Source organism: Acinetobacter baylyi DSM 14961 = CIP 107474 (assembly GCF_000368685.1).
In the GTDB taxonomy this organism is placed as follows: Bacteria; Pseudomonadota; Gammaproteobacteria; order Pseudomonadales; family Moraxellaceae; genus Acinetobacter; species Acinetobacter baylyi.
Genome location: NZ_KB849623.1, coordinates 65,346 through 82,073 on the forward strand (window position 1 = coordinate 65,346; position 16,728 = coordinate 82,073).

17 protein-coding genes are annotated in these 16,728 nt (G+C 44.6%); 4 read left to right on the plus strand and 13 right to left on the minus strand.

Annotated features, from left to right (window positions below):
* Nucleotides 1–257 precede the first annotated feature (257 nt).
* From tgt to secF, 4 genes are all read left to right on the plus strand, one after another.
* On the plus strand, nt 258–1,388 hold the full coding sequence (gene tgt / locus F952_RS00325; RefSeq protein ID WP_004919919.1) for a tRNA guanosine(34) transglycosylase Tgt: 1,131 nt from the start codon (nt 258–260) through the stop codon (nt 1,386–1,388).
* Nucleotides 1,389–1,490: 102 nt separating this feature from the next.
* A complete protein-coding gene (gene yajC, locus F952_RS00330; protein WP_004919921.1) occupies nt 1,491–1,820 on the plus strand; it encodes a preprotein translocase subunit YajC in 330 nt (109 codons plus the stop codon).
* Between the two features lie 54 nt (nt 1,821–1,874).
* Nucleotides 1,875–3,776 (plus strand): protein translocase subunit SecD, encoded by a 1,902-nt coding sequence (gene secD / locus F952_RS00335; protein ID WP_004919923.1) that lies wholly within the window; start codon nt 1,875–1,877, stop codon nt 3,774–3,776.
* Nucleotides 3,777–3,784: 8 nt separating this feature from the next.
* Nucleotides 3,785–4,753, plus strand: a complete 969-nt coding sequence (gene secF / locus F952_RS00340; RefSeq protein ID WP_011182082.1) for a protein translocase subunit SecF — start codon at nt 3,785–3,787, stop codon at nt 4,751–4,753.
* A gap of 63 nt (nt 4,754–4,816) precedes the next feature.
* Here secF and F952_RS00345 read toward each other — a convergent pair whose 3' ends face one another.
* The 13 genes from F952_RS00345 to F952_RS00405 are packed head-to-tail and all read right to left on the minus strand — an operon-like array spanning nt 4,817 to nt 16,716.
* Entirely contained in the window at nt 4,817–5,089 is a 273-nt protein-coding gene (locus tag F952_RS00345) for a hypothetical protein (protein ID WP_004919928.1), read from the minus strand.
* Nucleotides 5,090–5,124: 35 nt separating this feature from the next.
* On the minus strand, nt 5,125–5,775 hold the full coding sequence (locus F952_RS00350) for a 4'-phosphopantetheinyl transferase family protein (protein ID WP_004919930.1): 651 nt from the start codon (nt 5,773–5,775) through the stop codon (nt 5,125–5,127).
* Nucleotides 5,776–5,802: 27 nt separating this feature from the next.
* A complete protein-coding gene (locus F952_RS00355; protein ID WP_004919933.1) occupies nt 5,803–6,237 on the minus strand; it encodes a hypothetical protein in 435 nt (144 codons plus the stop codon).
* A 13-nt stretch (nt 6,238–6,250) separates the two neighbouring features.
* Nucleotides 6,251–7,474, minus strand: coding sequence for a beta-ketoacyl-ACP synthase (locus F952_RS00360; protein ID WP_004919936.1), 1,224 nt, complete (start codon nt 7,472–7,474; stop codon nt 6,251–6,253).
* Complete coding sequence (locus F952_RS00365) at nt 7,474–8,199, minus strand: 3-ketoacyl-ACP reductase FabG2 (RefSeq protein WP_004919939.1); 726 nt, start codon at nt 8,197–8,199, stop codon at nt 7,474–7,476. The genes F952_RS00360 and F952_RS00365 overlap by 1 nt, the downstream gene beginning before the upstream one ends.
* On the minus strand, nt 8,196–8,639 hold the full coding sequence (locus tag F952_RS00370) for a hotdog family protein (protein ID WP_004919943.1): 444 nt from the start codon (nt 8,637–8,639) through the stop codon (nt 8,196–8,198). Before F952_RS00370 ends, F952_RS00365 begins: the two co-directional genes overlap by 4 nt.
* A complete protein-coding gene (locus F952_RS00375; protein WP_004919946.1) occupies nt 8,636–9,871 on the minus strand; it encodes a beta-ketoacyl-[acyl-carrier-protein] synthase family protein in 1,236 nt (411 codons plus the stop codon). The genes F952_RS00370 and F952_RS00375 overlap by 4 nt, the downstream gene beginning before the upstream one ends.
* A 21-nt stretch (nt 9,872–9,892) precedes the next feature.
* Entirely contained in the window at nt 9,893–10,435 is a 543-nt protein-coding gene (locus F952_RS00380; RefSeq protein WP_004919948.1) for a DUF3261 domain-containing protein, read from the minus strand.
* Nucleotide 10,436: 1 nt separating this feature from the next.
* Nucleotides 10,437–11,747 carry an NAD(P)/FAD-dependent oxidoreductase gene (locus F952_RS00385; RefSeq protein ID WP_004919950.1) on the minus strand — a complete coding sequence of 437 codons (1,311 nt, stop codon included), beginning with the start codon at nt 11,745–11,747 and terminating at the stop codon, nt 10,437–10,439.
* A 21-nt stretch (nt 11,748–11,768) separates the two neighbouring features.
* Entirely contained in the window at nt 11,769–14,099 is a 2,331-nt protein-coding gene (locus tag F952_RS00390) for an MMPL family transporter (RefSeq protein WP_004919952.1), read from the minus strand.
* Nucleotides 14,068–14,682, minus strand: a complete 615-nt coding sequence (locus F952_RS00395) for a LolA family protein (RefSeq protein ID WP_026056979.1) — start codon at nt 14,680–14,682, stop codon at nt 14,068–14,070. Before F952_RS00395 ends, F952_RS00390 begins: the two co-directional genes overlap by 32 nt.
* Nucleotides 14,683–14,720: 38 nt before the next feature.
* The gene (locus tag F952_RS00400; protein WP_004919957.1) at nt 14,721–15,161 is read right to left on the minus strand and encodes an acyl-CoA thioesterase; all 441 of its coding nucleotides are present in this window, start codon (nt 15,159–15,161) and stop codon (nt 14,721–14,723) included.
* The gene (locus F952_RS00405; RefSeq protein ID WP_171056898.1) at nt 15,151–16,716 is read right to left on the minus strand and encodes an HAL/PAL/TAL family ammonia-lyase; all 1,566 of its coding nucleotides are present in this window, start codon (nt 16,714–16,716) and stop codon (nt 15,151–15,153) included. Before F952_RS00405 ends, F952_RS00400 begins: the two co-directional genes overlap by 11 nt.
* Between the last annotated feature and the right edge of the window lie 12 nt (nt 16,717–16,728).

Consider the following 16,728-nt stretch of genomic DNA (forward strand, 5'->3'; position numbering starts at 1 on the left):
GTTTGTGAAAATCTGATGTCTTTTAGTCAGATCGGATTTGGTTATCCGATCTGCCCGAAATTGAATGAATCAAGGCCATTTATACCAATCAAGCTGGTAAACGGTAAATCATTTATCCCGTCCTCTTTTAGCTTCATTTGCCATTTATCAAACACACTACATTTAGTAGTAGCGCTACACGTCCAAATCAAGGAAAATAGCCGCCTTTAAATAGGTTAATCAGCGAACTGTTTTTTCGCCTTGATTTGGAAAGTTGCATGAAGTTTGAAAAATTAGGTCAATCTGGCCGCGCCCGCCGTGGTCGTTTAACCCTTGCACACGGTGTGGTCGAAACACCTGTGTTTATGCCCGTTGGCACATACGGCACTGTAAAAGGTATGTTACCGCGCGATATCGAAGAAATTCAAGCGCAAATTATTTTAGGCAACACCTTTCACCTGTACTTGCGTCCGGGCCTTGAGGTGATTAAAGAGCATGGTGGATTACATGAATTCATCAAGTGGGATAAACCGATTCTGACCGATTCAGGCGGCTTTCAGGTGTTTAGCCTTGGCGCGATGCGTAAAATCAAAGAAGAAGGTGTGACCTTCCGCTCACCGATTGACGGTTCAAAAGTGTTTTTGTCACCTGAGATTTCTATGGAAATCCAGCAAGTGCTCAATTCCGACATCGTGATGATTTTTGACGAATGCACGCCCTACCCAGCCACTCACGAAGAAGCGCAAAAATCGTTGCAGTTGTCTTTGCGCTGGGCCAAACGTTGTAAAACCCATCATCATGAGCAACTCAATAATACCAATGCGCTATTTGGAATTATTCAGGGCGGTATGTATGAAGATCTTCGTGATGAATCCCTCAATGGTTTGCTCGAAATTGGATTTGATGGCTATGCCATCGGTGGGTTATCGGTAGGCGAACCGAAAGAAGAAATGATCAAGGTACTCGATTATCTGCCGGCTAAAATGCCTGAAGATAAGCCGCGTTACCTGATGGGTGTGGGTAAACCAGAAGATATCGTCGAAGCGGTGCGCCGTGGTGTCGATATGTTTGACTGCGTGATGCCGACCCGTAATGCACGTAACGGTCATTACTTTGTGACAGACGGTTTAGTACGTATCCGCAACAGTAAATATCGTCATGATCAAAGCCCGCTCGATCCACATTGCGATTGCTATACTTGCAAAAACTTTACCCGTGCCTACCTTTACCATCTTGAAAAATGTGGTGAAATGTTGGCATCAATGCTCGGTACAATTCACAACTTACGGTATTATCAACGCCTGACTCAAGGCATTCGTGATGCACTTGAGCAGGGTACCTTTGATGAGTTTGTCACCGACTTCTACACGCGTCGTGGTTTAGATGTACCACCCGCACCGGTGGATTAATTCATCAGAATTTGCGCTCAACAAAAAGACAAGGTAAATTGCAGAGCGAACTGGTATTTTTGTCATGATTTGACGCCCATTTTTTAACTTTAGGAAACCAAAATGAGCTTTTTAATTTCTACTGCTCACGCTGCAGATGCGGCGCCGCAAGGTCCAGGCATGATGGCTAACATATTGATGATTGTTGTATTTGTTGCAATCTTCTATTTCTTGATCTGGCGTCCTCAATCGAAACGTGCCAAAGAACATCGTACTTTGGTTGAGAGCCTAGGTGTAGGCAGCGAAGTTGTTTTTGCTGGTGGCTTAATGGGCCGTATCACCAAAATCGAAGGCGATTATGCTGTGGTTGAATTGAGCCGTGGCGTAGAAGTTAAAATTCAACGCGCTAGTGTGATTTCAGTGTTACCTGAAGGCACACTCAATAACCTTTAATCAAAAAGACAGTCGTGCACCCCGCACGACTTTTTCATTTTAAGAAGAAAGCGAATGCGTTACCCTGCATGGAAATATGTGCTGATCATTGTTGTCTTGATTATCAGCACTTTATACGCACTGCCAAGTTTGTATCCAGACGAGCCTGCTGTTCAGATTTCTGGTGCCAAAGCCGGTACTCAAATCGACCAGAGCATGGTGCAAAAAGCAGAGCAAATTTTAAAAACTGCCAACATCACCAGTCATGACAACAGCTTTGCCAATAATGCTGCCCTGTTACGTCTTAACTCATCGGAAGATCAGCTCAAGGCACAGGATGTATTGCGTCGTGATTTAGGCGACAACTATGTGGTGGCGTTAAACCTTGCCCCAACCACGCCAGAATGGCTTCAGAAAATTGGTGCCAAACCAATGAAACTGGGCCTCGACTTACGTGGTGGCGTACACTTCTTGCTCGAAGTGGACATGAACAAGGCGATTGCGCAGCGCATGGAAACGTCGGTCAGTGATATTCGCCGCCAATTCCGCGACAACAATATCAAGTTCAATAGCTTATCGCTTAACAACAATGCGATTGTGCTGCAATTTGCAAATAACGCAGATCGCGACACGGCGATGGACTTTTTACGTCGTAATGGCAACGAATACACACAACAGGCGGTCGCAACGGCAACTGGTGCATCACTGCGTCTGAGCTATACCGATGCTCGTCGTCAGGAAATCGAGTCGTATGCGGTTAACCAAAACTTAACCACATTGCGTAATCGTATTAACGAGTTGGGCGTGGCTGAAGCTTTGGTTCAAACCCAAGGCAGCAACCGTATTGTGGTGGAATTGCCGGGCGTTCAGGATACTGCTGAAGCCAAGCGTGTTCTGGGTCGTACGGCCAATCTTGAGTTCCGTTTGGTTGCCGATCAAAATGATCAATATATCGACCCATATACCGGTAAATATAATGGTCAGCCATTGCCACCGGGCACAGAGTTGTTTGCCTATGAGTCACTCGACAGTGGTCGTCAGTTGTTGCTCAATCGCAACCGCATCTTGACCGGTGAACGCGTGCAAAACGCAAGTTCTGGCTTTAGTCAGGATACAGGCGGTGCCGAAGTGAATATCACGCTCGACAGCGCTGGCGGTAAGCTCATGGCAGATGCGACACGAAATGCAGTGGGTAAACGTATGGCGGTGTTGTTTATCGAAAATAAACAACGCGTCAGTTATGTGACGGATCCGGCAACTGGTGCACAAACTGAAGTGCGTACACCATTTACGGAATCGGTCATTATCAACGCCGCGACTGTCCAAGCTGTTTTGGGCTCACAGTTCCGAATTACCGGTCTGGATTCTCCTCAAGAAGCGGCTGAACTGGCGTTGATGCTTCGTGCGGGTGCACTTGCAGCACCGATGTACTTTGTTGAAGAACGCGTGGTTGGTCCAAGTCTTGGTCAGGAAAATATCGACAAAGGGATTCTGTCTACTGAAGTCGGCTTTATTCTGGTCGCGATCTGGATGATCGTGTTCTTCCGCTTGTTCGGTTTGATTGCAAACTTTGCTCTCGTGTTTAACTTGGCAATGATTCTTACTGTAATGTCGTGGATTGGTGCATCGCTCACCCTACCGGGGATTGCCGGTATCGTCATTACCATCGGGATGGCGGTCGATGCGAACGTACTGATTTGTGAACGAATACGTGAAGAAATCAAATGGGGGGCTTCGCCCAAGCAGGCCATTGTGGCCGGCTATGATCGTGCCTACAACACCATTTTTGACTCGAACTTAACCACATTCTTGGTGGCGTTCATTTTGTTTGCAATTGGTACAGGTCCAATCAAAGGTTTCGCAGTGACGCTGATGATTGGTATTGTCTGCTCGATGTTTACTGCCATTACCGTGACCCGTGCAATTGTACAGCTCATTTATGGCAAACGTCGTAACTTGAAAAAGTTGAGCATATAAGGAGATCGATGATGACTGATATGACTCAACCTAAACCCAAGCAGTATGGCCGTCCAGACAACGAGCGGGTGATTCCGTTTATGAAAATTGCCAAACCAGCGGCAATTTTCTCGGTCTTGCTGACTTTGGCCAGTATCTTCTTTATTGTAACCAAGGGCCTTAACCTCGGTTTGGACTTTACTGGCGGCGTTTCGGCAGAGCTGAATTATTCGCAACCGGTGAATCAGTCCGCTGTTTCACAAGCGCTTGATAAAGCCGGCTTTAAAGATGCTGTGGTGCAAACACTCGGCAGTAATAAAGATCTGATCGTGCGTATGCCTGTACAAGACGATCTCAAAGTCGATGATCTTAGTAACGCGCTGACCAAGGCCGTGCAATTGCCAAATAATACGGCAGTAGTGCATAAGGTCGATGCTGTTGGCGGTCAGGTCGGTAACGAGCTTTATATTCGCTCTGCTGGCGCTGTGGCTTTGGCATTGATTCTGATGCTAGTCTACGTGACCATTCGTTTTGAATTCAAGCTTGCGATGGGCGCCGTGATGTCGTTATTTCACGACATCATTATTATCATTGGTGCTTTCGCGCTGTTTCAATGGCAGTTCGATTTAACCGTGCTTGCGGCTGTATTGGCGGTCATTGGCTTCTCACTCAACGATAACATCGTGGTATCAGACCGTATCCGTGAAAATTTCCGTAAGATTCGCGGTGCAACACCACGTGAAATTGTCGACATTGCATTGACCGAAACCTTACGACGTACCATTCATACCTCCATGACCCTATTACTCGTGGTTCTTGCCATGATGTTCTTGGGTGGTGATGGTTTGAAATGGTTCTCTGTTGCGATGTTTGTAGGTGTCTTTGTCGGGACCTACTCTTCGATTTATATCGGAACAGCATTTGCATTGTGGCGTGGTCTGAACCGTCAAGACTTTGTGGTTCAAGTCAAACCTGAATTTGAAGATGATATTCCATAATCTTTAAATTTGAATGTTATTCAAAATGCCAGCAATCTGCTGGCATTTTTTTAATCAACACATTTAAGATTGTGTTTTGGTTTTTGCCTCTAGATCGAGCTGACGCTGGCGCTCTCGCCGATTAATCTGCTCAATCTTTTCGAGTCCATACTGAATCGCATAGTAAAATCGGGCAAATAACATCATGACAAAAAAGGTATAAAATGCAGATAGATCAAGTGTTTCGCCATTCTGAAAAAGTCTTGCATAACACGCAGCAAGTAATGAAATGATCATCATTGTTGCAAAGAAATAATAGAGAAATCGGATATCTTTATCACGTAATTTTAATTTCATTGTTATGATCCAATGTTTTAATGCGACGAAAAAATTTAATTTTGAGTATGAAAAATTTGTATCTGTGGCAGGATAAATTGACCGCATCCGATATCTGAACGCCACGCAACACTTAACATCGAATCTTTCATATCAAAGCACTGATAGGCAAAAACACCCAATCGATCATCTAAAATTTGTCCCTGATCATGTACAGGATGCATATGCGTATTGAGTGTATTTAAATCGAGTCGAATCCCCATCCCGTGCGCTTTTAAAATCGCTTCTTTGGTGGTCCAGACTTTAAACCAGTATCGGACATCTTCATCTAAGGCTTTCCAGCATTGGTATTCATCGGGATGAAATGCATGCTGTGCCAGCGCTTCAAAACGAATCTTTCGATCCAGACTTTCAATGTCTACACCAATATCTTGTAAGTTTTGACTGATGGCCAGCGCGTAGTTTTGCTGACTATGTGAGTGATTAAACTGAAGTCCTGAATTTGCCAGATAGGGTTTGCCCTGCTCTGCAATGATATACCTCAAGCTATTTACAGGAACATTTAAGCACTGTGCAATCAACTCATCACGATACTGATGAATCTTTTGTTTTTGGTAATGGTTATAATCACGACGACTCGGGAAATCCTGAATCGTCATATCCACAAGCTGAGCCAATGATCGTACATAAACCTGTATGCTTTTCATGAACACTGACTCACCTTGTATCTCGATTTAAAATTTAACAATATCGCCTTTTAGAGCAACGCCAGCCACAGCCGTGCCTTTGTGGCATTCGTAAGTTGTGGTGCTTTTGGTTTCATTCGATTTGTAGTAACTCACAATATTGGTCACCGCATTAGCACCTTTCGCTTTGGCTGCATTTTGTAACTGAATCAGCGCTGAACGCAGTACCCAGTCACATGCATTTTCTGCCGACTTACCAAAGCCATTGGTTTTTTTATTGGTGACAATACCTGGCTGGATAACCTTTCCACCCGATTTAGTACCATTCAGATAAAACTTTACTGAGCCATCCAGTGTTCCATCTGCCACTGCACGCTCAACAGCAGATTTAAAATCAAGGTTATGGACATTGTCTGCTGCTTGTGCCGCACCCATTGCCCCAAGGCAAAGTACAGCGATCGTGAGTTGTTGTTTCAATAACATTGTTGTTTTCCTCTTATTCAACACGTTTAAAAATCAGGGAGGTATTAATCCCTCCAAAAGCAAAATTATTACTCATTACGATATCGGCACCCAACGCACGCGACTGCCCTGTAATGTAATCCAAATCCCCACATAATGGATCTACGTCATCCAGATTCAAGGTTGGAATATACTGGTTACGCTGCATCATCTCAATGCTAAGCCAAGCCTCAATGGCACCACAAGCACCTAAGGTATGTCCAAAATAGCTTTTTAATGAGCTAATCGGTTTCTTACCAAGTACTTGAGCAGTGGCCTGAGTTTCGGCAATATCACCCTGATCGGTAGAAGTGCCATGTGCGTTGACATATCCTATCTGCTCTGCGCTCAAGCCTGCATCTTTTAACGAGAGTTGCATACAGCGCGCCATCATGGCTTGATCAGGACGGGTGACATGCTGTCCATCGGTATTGCTACCATAGCCAACAATTTCGGCATAAATGGTGGCACCACGTGCTTGCGCATGCTCATATTCTTCTAAAACTAAACATCCTGCGCCTTCACCAATAACCAAGCCATCGCGCTTTGCATCAAAAGGACGCGGTGACTGCTCAGGATGGTCATTCATACCACTGGTTGCAAGTAACACATCAAATACCGCTGCGCCAGCCGCACTAATTTCTTCAGCTCCACCTGCCAGCATTACAGTTTGCTTGCCATATTTAATCGCCTCATAAGCCTGTCCGATTGCCATCGAACCCGATGTGCAAGCACTTGAGGTTGGTAAGGTGAGGCCTTTTAAACCAAAATATACGGTCATATTGACTGCACTGGTGTGTGACATCATACGGATATACGTGGTGGCATTCATTTTGGTCATATCGTTGTCAATGAGCATACAACCAAACTCTCGTACCGCATCAACACTCCCCGCAGATGAACCGAATGCAACACCTGTATCACCACTTTTCAATATCGGATCATCGAACAGTTTTGCATCTTTAAGCGCAGCCTCGGCAGCAATGACCGACATCAGCGCCACACGTCCCATGCCACGTGTTACTTTACGGTTAAAATGCTTAGGAATACTAAAACTTTCAACAGGCCCACCCAGTTTGGTACGTAAGTCCGTATATTGTTCCCAATCGGCCATGTAGCGAATGCCACTTTTGCCCTGAGCAAACTTTTCAAAAATTGCATCTGCAGTTTCACCCAGTGAGGTAATCCCCGACATTCCTGTAACCACTACGCGTTTCATTAAATCAGTCCTCCATTGACGGAGATGACCTGACGGGTAATGTACGAGGCTTCATCTGAACACAAAAATTTCACCACACTGGCAACTTCATCTACGTGTCCCATACGTTGTAAGGGGATCATCTTTAATGCATGCTGTTTGACTTCTTCTGTGACCATTTCAGTTTCGATCAGACCTGGCGCCACACAGTTCACCGTGATTTTACGCTTGGCAAGTTCCAGCGATAACGCTTTGGTTGCGCCGATCAGACCGGCTTTGGCCGCACTGTAATTGACCTGCCCACGATTTCCCATGATGCCAGACACCGAAGATAAGGTCACAATACGCCCGCCCTGTTTCAGGTGAATCATCGGCATAATGAGTGGTTTTAATACATTATAAAAACCATCCAGTGAGGTTGAAATCACGTCATCCCACTCATGATCACTCAATGCTGGAAACGCGGCATCATGGGTTAAGCCTGCATTTAATACCACCCCATAAAATGCACCATGGACTTCAATGTCCTGCTCAAGCATTTCGCGTACGGTATCTCGTGCATTGACATCAAACATCAATACATGGCTGTTTCTTCCAAGCTGTTTAATTTGCTCTGCCACCGCTTGGGCCTCGTCCAAACGTGAACGCGCATGTACCGTAATATCAAAACCCGCCTGGGCCAATTGCAAAGCAATGGCTTTACCAATTCCGCGACTTGAACCTGTGACTAAAATTCGTCTACTCACGTATTTTCCTTATTATCTTGATCTACTGTAGGCTCATAAACACTTAACAACGCTGAAATTTTATGCGCTTGATACTCAATCTCGCAGGCAAATTGTCCCAAACCTTCATGTAAGTATTGCTGCTCGATACGAATGATTAGTGTTGAACCCAATTCAAAAAATGCAACAGGCAAATTTAACTTGCGTGTTCCCAATAAAAATCCAATTCTGGGCGTATGGCCTCGCTGACGTCCATTACGTCCCGAATATGCACTAATGGTCTGTGCCATCAATTCAATACTGGTCCAGCTCGGTAAGCCTTGCGCTGTACAAAATAAAAGTTCTGGACGGATGGTTAAACTGGCCAAAGCCCCTTGATCAAAGATTTCAATGAGATCATCCACAAACACCATGGGTGCTTCATGTGGAATATATTGGCTGGCATTTTCATTGATGTTCATGTCGATGCTGTCCCCAAGAGGTTTTGTTCAAAGTTTCGGCCAAAAATCAGACTCACATTGCTACCACCAAACGCAAATGAATTGCTCATCATATAATGAAGTGATTCGATTTTGGTACTGGCATTGACATAGGTCTGATCCGCAAGCTCATGATCCAGTTGTCCCTGTTGATGCCAGGGTAACCAGCTCTGATCGAGTAAAGCCTGCTGACAGATAAATGCTTCAACCGCGCCTGCTGCTCCCAGACAATGCCCAGTTTGATGCTTGGTACTACTGAGTTTGATCGGATGACCTGCAAACACTTGTCGTACGGCCTTAATTTCCATGGCATCATTTTGCGGTGTGGCAGTACCGTGCAAATTTAAATAATCAATCTGTGCAGCTTCAAGATTTGCAGCCTTTAATGCGCGCTGCATGGCTTGTGCAGCACCCAGCCCATCAGGATGAGGTGCCGAAATATGCCATGCATCCATGGCCTCCCCCCCACCCAAAAACATGACAGGTGCGATATCACGGGTCAATAAAAACAAACTGGCAGCTTCACCAATATTAATTCCATCACGTTCTGCACCACAAGGCTGACAGATACTCGCCGATAAGCTCTCCAGACTGTTAAATCCATTTAAGGTTAAGCGGCAAAGTGTATCGACACCACCGACCAGTACGGCATCTGCTAAACCCGCATTGAGTAAACGCTGTCCCGCGATAAACGCTTTGGCACTGGATGAGCAGGCTGTTGAAATCGTATATGCAGCGCCACACCAGCCCAAATACGCTTGCAAGCCTTTGGCCAGCGCATTCATTTCCTGTTTGTGATGATCAATCACCACCTCAGTTTTACCTTGAAAATATTCTGCCAATAATGACTCATTATCAGCAATGCCTGATGTCGATGTCCCCACCACAATCGCTAAGCGTGATGGATTTATATGGGCTGTACGTTGTCTTAGCTCTGTTTCGATTTGCGAAAGTGCAGTGACAGCAAAGCGTAAATTACGGGATTGCCACGGCGCACAGCGCTCAGGCAATTGTTCAATGAAGTTCTCTTGATAGGCCCCCACCCAGACTGCGTGCTCTGAAAGCCAATGCTGTTGTAATGATAATGTAGTTTGTTGAGTCGAGTTGGGCTGGGTTAAATTCTGGCGCACTTGCTGAGATGAACTGCCCAAAGCAGAAAGACTTGCACTTAACTGAATACCCACTGCGGCAGAATGTTGTTGTTGATGCGTCACGGTTTTTCTCACCAGATTTTTTTAATTAGGTTGCAATGTATTTTCAATCGGTGAAAACGTCATTTGATACGGCACTTGTACATTATCCAACTCAATGTGTTGTTCTAATGCGCTTATTTTTAAAGCCAGTTGTTGTTTAATATAAATATTCTGACCATTGACCGTGGGTTGAGTATAAATTGCTGTATGTTGTTGCTCGGCAAAATTTGGATAAGTTGCAAGCAGAATATCTCGAACTACAAATTCAAATGGCAATAACCGCATTTGCTCAATCCGCTGTTTAACTAAAACTTGTTGTCCATCATAATCGACCTGAAACAGTTGTTGTCCAGTCAAACTTAATGCTACTAATTCAAGCACCTGGCCCTGCTGTTGCTGATAAAGCAGAAAACTAAAACTTTGCTTTCGCCACTGCACATCGACTTGATCTTGACGTTGATAATCGGAATGTGACCATGCTGACCAATTTGACTGTGACAATCCCGATGCTTTCGGAATGATACTTTGGCAAGCACTGATTCCAAAAGCTAAACTTGTCATTAATAATAAGCGCATCCATGCCATTTTAAACATCCAGTACTTTTGCTTGGGGTTGATCATCACGACAATATTCAGCCAGCGTTGCTAAACGTCGTTTGGCATTTTTATGCATTGGATTATTCATATCCCATGCGTAGCCTGCCAGTAATGATGCAATCATACGTTCAATTTCAGGATTTTTCAGCGTAGAAAATACCACATCCTGAAACTCCCCCGAATACCATGCTTCAACATAAGCACGAAAGATCTGGATTCCCTGTCTCAAGGGTTGCTCGTATTCGGTCAGCCAATCGATCTGTTCACCATTCAGGGTACGCTCAACCAAAGGAATCGCCAAACTTGAAGACTTAAGCGCAATGGTTACACCCGATGAAAATACAGGATCTAGAAATTCACCCGCATTGCCTAGCAACGCATAATTGGATTGTGCCAAATGTTTGACGTTGGCCGAGTAGCCAACCAGTGTTCTCACAGGTGTGTCAAACTTGGCAGCATTTAAAACATGGGATAAGCTCGGATCATCTGCCAGTATGCGCTTAAGTAATTGCTCATGTTGATCGAGATCTGCATTGCCTGTCAGATAAGCATCGAAAAAGTCCTGTTCTGCCACGACACCAAACGAGCTTCGACCATCTGCGAATGGAATGAGCCAGTACCATGCACGATGATCTTTTTCATGTACCGTGATCAAAATCTTATTACGGTCAAATGAGGCATCGTTAGCTATCCCATCTTCAATATGAGTAAACAAGGCACGACGTACTGGAAAGTTTGATGGCGATTCTAAATTTAGAAACTTTGGTAAAATTCGACCAAAACCACTGGCATCCAGTAAAAACTTGCCTTGCAGCTGATAAACCCCACCTTGCTCAGATTTTACAGTGACAACAGGATGAGCTAGCTCAACATTGACATCCAAGACTTCATGACCAAAGCGAATATCTGCCCCATATTTTTGTGCCTGCTTGGCCAAGAGATGGTCGAAGTCCCCTCGGCGCACCTGCCATGTGGTCCCCGGCCCATCACTAAATTTCTGGGTAAAATCATAAAAACTACGTTGCTGCCCCCTTAAAAAAGCAGCACCATTTTTAAACTGGAAAGCACAGCGTTCAACATGATCTTTTACAATTTCTAATAAACCCGCTTCTTCTAAAAACACCATCGACTGAGGCAACAAGGATTCTCCAATTGAAAAACGTGGAAAATGTTGTTTTTCAATGATGGTGACCTGTATGCCCTTGTGTCGTAACAGCGCTGCGGCTGAGCTTCCTGACGGTCCTGCCCCAATAATAATGACATCGGTTTGTTGTAAGTTATTGTCTTGAATCTGTTGCATGATCAAAATGACCTTAAAATCTCAGTTCTTTGACTGATAGTGTGAAATAACCCCATGCTGTTCATCCGCTCGGGTAAACAATGTGGCATAGATAAACGAAAAAATAACACCAAACAATACCGTTAAACCAAAGCAATGTATGGCGTAAGTATGACTGAGCGATAATAAACCAAAGCCCAGCAAGGTCGACATCATACATAAGAATAATGCCATACCCACCACTTGAGGATGATCATGACCATGTCGATAAAAGATCGCATAATCCACCCCAATCCCTACAATCAGGAACGTCCCCATAATACTAAACAAATTGATTTCTACACCTAACCACGCCTGAATGGCAAAGGTGGTTAAAAGTGCCAGACTCACAGGTAAAACCAGCGGAAATACTGAACGCCAACCATAAATCAGCCCTAACCCTACAGCTAAAGCCAGTAAAGCATACATAAACAAGCTTTGTGCCTGTATACGATGCTGCTTAAACAGCATTGACAAATCATGGATCGGCTGTTGCAACGTCACTTGCTTATTTTGCATCGCCAGCACATCTGTATTGTCTTTAACCCCACTGAGCATCACCAAACGTTCTTCAGGATTAACCTGTAAAAATGCAAGTGGATGTTGTTGAAAATCCTGTAATTTTAGTAGCGGTAAATGATCAAGTTGTTGCTGCCAAGCCATGACATCCGATGAGGTCAACCCAATATTCTGGGCATATTGCTGTAAAACCTGAACAGGAATTGCTTTTAAACGCTGTATATTCTGTTGTTGCTGGTCTTGTGTCGGAATCCACTGTCCTAAAGCCTGAAAACTCCCCAGCTTGCCTTGTTGCTGCAAATTTTGTAAATGCTGAATGAGAGTCTGCTCATTGCGCTGCATTTGCGCTGGGGTTGCGCCGCGCACCACAAAATAGTCACTGCCTTGCTCCCCCATAAAACGCTCACGTACATACTGATCTTCCTGTTTTAGGCCACGATCCATACTTTGCAGATTTCGAATATCATCATTGCTGTTTAAGAAGAAAAGACTGCTCAGACCCGCCACCAAAATACAGATGACCGAAACATAACCCAGCAATCGCTTTGACTGAAACCAGACTCGAAATGTTCCAATCCATTTCAGACGGCGGATTGCAGGCTCTGCATTGAGTGCAGGTAAACGCGGAAGCAATAAAATACTGGTGATCCAAGCAGATACCAGTCCAACAATCGAAAACACTGCAATCTGCTTAAAGCCAGGAAAAGGCGTAAAACTTAAAAACACATAAGCCACGACTGTGGTCATCAAGCCCATAAACAAGCTGGGTAATAACGGTTTTAATACCTCAAATCCTGTAATGTTGCGATGCTGTGATTGCATTGCCATAAAATAAAAAGAAAAATCGACACATACACCTATCAGGCTCGCACCAAAGACCAGCGTCATCAGATGGATTTCACCAAAGACCCAATGTGTTACAGCGAAAGCCACCAAAGAGCCCGTAGAAACCGCAATAAACTCTGTGAGTAATGGGCGGAAGGAACGAAAACCGAACCAGACCAATAAAATTAGTCCTAAAGTCGACCCCAAACCAATGGTCGAAATCTCTTTTTGAGCCGACTGTGTGCCGTAGTTCGAAAATAGTAAAGTACCTGTCCAATGGCTCGTGACCTGCATCGCATGAAGTTGCTGTTTGCTCTGCTCAATCCAGGCTGTTGCCTTCTCTTGATAATCAATGTTATACGGACTTTGCTTCAATTTAAGCGTAAACAAACGCGAGATTTTATCTGCGTCATGAATCGTGGCAAAACCATTTTCCAGTTCCACCTGACTATTCTGTAAATGTTGCGAACTGGCAAGTACATAGCGACTAAACAACATCAAGGGATCATGCTTGAGACTTTCAGCATTGACAGGTAGTCCAGGCGTAAACAGTTGCATCAGGCTTTTTTCAGTCAGGCTTTGATAGTCATGATCATCCAGTAATTGCTGATCTTCTGGACTGATCAGACCAGCACGATGCTGATACAGCGTTTGCCCTAATTGTTCGGTATTAACTTCTGGCTGTAATGGCTCAAACAGCGTACTTTGAGCAACTGCTTGCCGTAAATACATCGTGGCTTGCTGTAGTTGCGCTGCATTTTTGGCATCTATGACTAAAAATACCCGACTATTCAGTTGCTCACTGACATACTGCTGCGTCTTGACCAAATCGGCATCCTGACTCAGCTCAGGTAACAACGCAAAAATATTGGTTTGAATGTGAATGTCTTTTTTAAGCCATGCCACGCCCATCACTAAACCAATCACGATTAAAATGATGAGCCAAAGTGCGCTCAGTTTATTTTGCCAACTGGAAAAGTGCTTGTTCATTTGCAGAGAGTGTTACAGGCTGTGAGCGTTGTTGACTAAAATTAATGGTGGTACTGTTATTGCCCTGTTCAAGGATAACAATCTGGTTGACGTATTGCTGTCCTTGAATATCGACCTGTACAAATAGTTTCTTGAATAATGTACTTTTCGGCATCAAACGGATTGACCAGCCCTGTGGCGTGATACGACTTTGAGCAATACTAAAATGCTGATCAAGTACAGCCTGATTGCCCGACATCAATTGCAAAAATAATGTTGCTACAGATCCATAAGGTGATTTACTCACATCCAGTTGACTCATGGTTTTTGCGGTTTTTTGAACCAGTTTTTTGGGTGTGACAATCAGATCGGCCTGTACAGGTCGTTGTAATTGCCACAACACGCCATTGGTTTTTGAAAATACCACCGTTCCATTCGACACAAACGTTTTATTGAGTGAGGCCAGTTTCTTTTGCTGTTCAAACTGAGCGCGTACCAGAGATGTTTGCGAAAGTTGTTTGAATATCTGTTCACTTTGTGGCGTCACTGCGTGTGCAGGCAAAATAAACCACAGCACTGCAAAAACACTGATGAAGATGTTCATCCATCGATTTAAAGCTGATCGGGTGAATACACGATGACTTAACATGCCGACTCCCCTCCTTTCAGCGCTTGAAATGCAGGCCACTGGTTTAAACAATCAAATAAAACCTGTGGAGACTGAAAACACATTTCACGCGTCGCAATTTCGACGGCGACCTGAATGGTATAGCCTTTGGTCAGACGCTTACCCGTTGCATCATCAAAAATCAGATAATCGATTTTGAGACGATTTTCCCATTCTTTTAATATGGCACGTACCCGAATTTTTTGTTCAAACTGAATGCCTTGTGCATAACGGACATGACTTTCTATCACTGGCCATGCATAGCCAGAAGCCAACATCTGGTTATAGTTGTAATGAAACTGGTCCAGCAGCTTACAGCGCGCAATTTCAAAATATTTTAAATAATGTCCATGCCAGACCACATTCATGGTATCCACATCATGAAACGGAACTTCAATAACGACTTCAGCCTGCATAAAGCTGCTCCTGTTGCTGCATCCAATCTGCATTAGACAGCTCAAAATGGGCAAAACGATCAACAATCTGTTGCAATTCGGTTTGTAATGGTCGGTCTTCGATCACCAGTGCAAGACTGTGTAAGGTCCATGCACTAAATGCACGGAGGGTTGGACTTAATTGTTGTGCCAACTGCTTCAAATGTATTGCCTGTATACTGGCACAGCACAGTGCAGCCATCACTTGTTCAGTCAATACAATAATTCGTGTCGCATCACGCGCAGCAATGGTGCCCATACTGACTTTATCCTGATTATGACACTCGGTAGATCGTGAGAAGATCGATGCCGACAAAGTCTGTTTTAATGCCTCAGCCGTCCATGCAGATACGCCAATCTGTACCGCCTTGAATCCATGATTCAGCGGTAAACGTTCCGCGGTTGCACCTGTCAGGTTGCGCGGCAGACCATGATTCATTTTGTGATCGACCAATTGTGCCAACTGACGATCCATCAGGTCTGCAATATTTGCGATCATGATTTTCAAACTGTCCATCGCCTGTGCAATATGCCCGCCATAGAAATGTCCACCATGCAGCACTCTCAAATTCACAGGATCAATCAGCGGGTTGTCATTGCTAGAATTCAATTCATTTTCGATAAACTGACGTAGCCAGACTTTTGAATCTTCAAATACACCAATCACATGCGGCGCACAGCGCAGCGAATAACGATCTTGTAATCGTGGGCTTTGATGTGCGGTTTGTACCTCGCTGTTAAGCCAGTCACGCAATTGGGCTGCAATTTTTTGCTGACCTGTATGCGGCTTCTGAGCAAACAACACCTCATCAAAATGTGTCGGATTACCTTCGAGTGCCAGTACATTGATTGCTGTGACTAATGTGGCTGTCTGTGCAATCTGTTCAGCCCGCTTATAATTTAAACAAGCGATTGCGGTCATCACCGCAGTGCCATTCATCAAGGCCAAACCTTCTTTAGGACGCAAGGTTAAAGGCTGGATAGCTTTTTGCTGATACACCTGTTGCACAGGAATAATCTTGCCTTGGTAATACACCTCTCGCTCACCGACCAATACTCCAGCGATATAAGATAACGGTGTCAGATCACCACTTGCCCCTACCGAGCCCTCGGAAGGAATTACAGGAATCACATTTTCATTGAGCAACCACACTAGACGTTCCAGCAATGCCAATGAAACACCAGAATAACCACGTGCCAGCGAACAGAGTCGTGTAATGACCACAGCGCGTGCAGTCACCAGATCCAGATTTTGCCCAAGTCCACAACCATGAAAGCGTGAAAGCTGTAGCGGCAGTTCATGCACTTGATGAGTCGGCACTTCGACCAGACAAGAATCTCCATAACCTGTGGTCACCCCATAAATGACGCCTTCTTCTTGAAGCAAAGTATCCAGAAAATCTGCACCTTTCTGAATCAAATCGCGCCAGTCTTGTTGTTCAGGTAATGCAACACGGCACTTTGCCTGAGCCACACGAACAACATCTTCAATACTCAAAGGCTCTAAGCCAACCGTCAGTGTCTGCGGCTGGGTGATATTCAAAGTCGT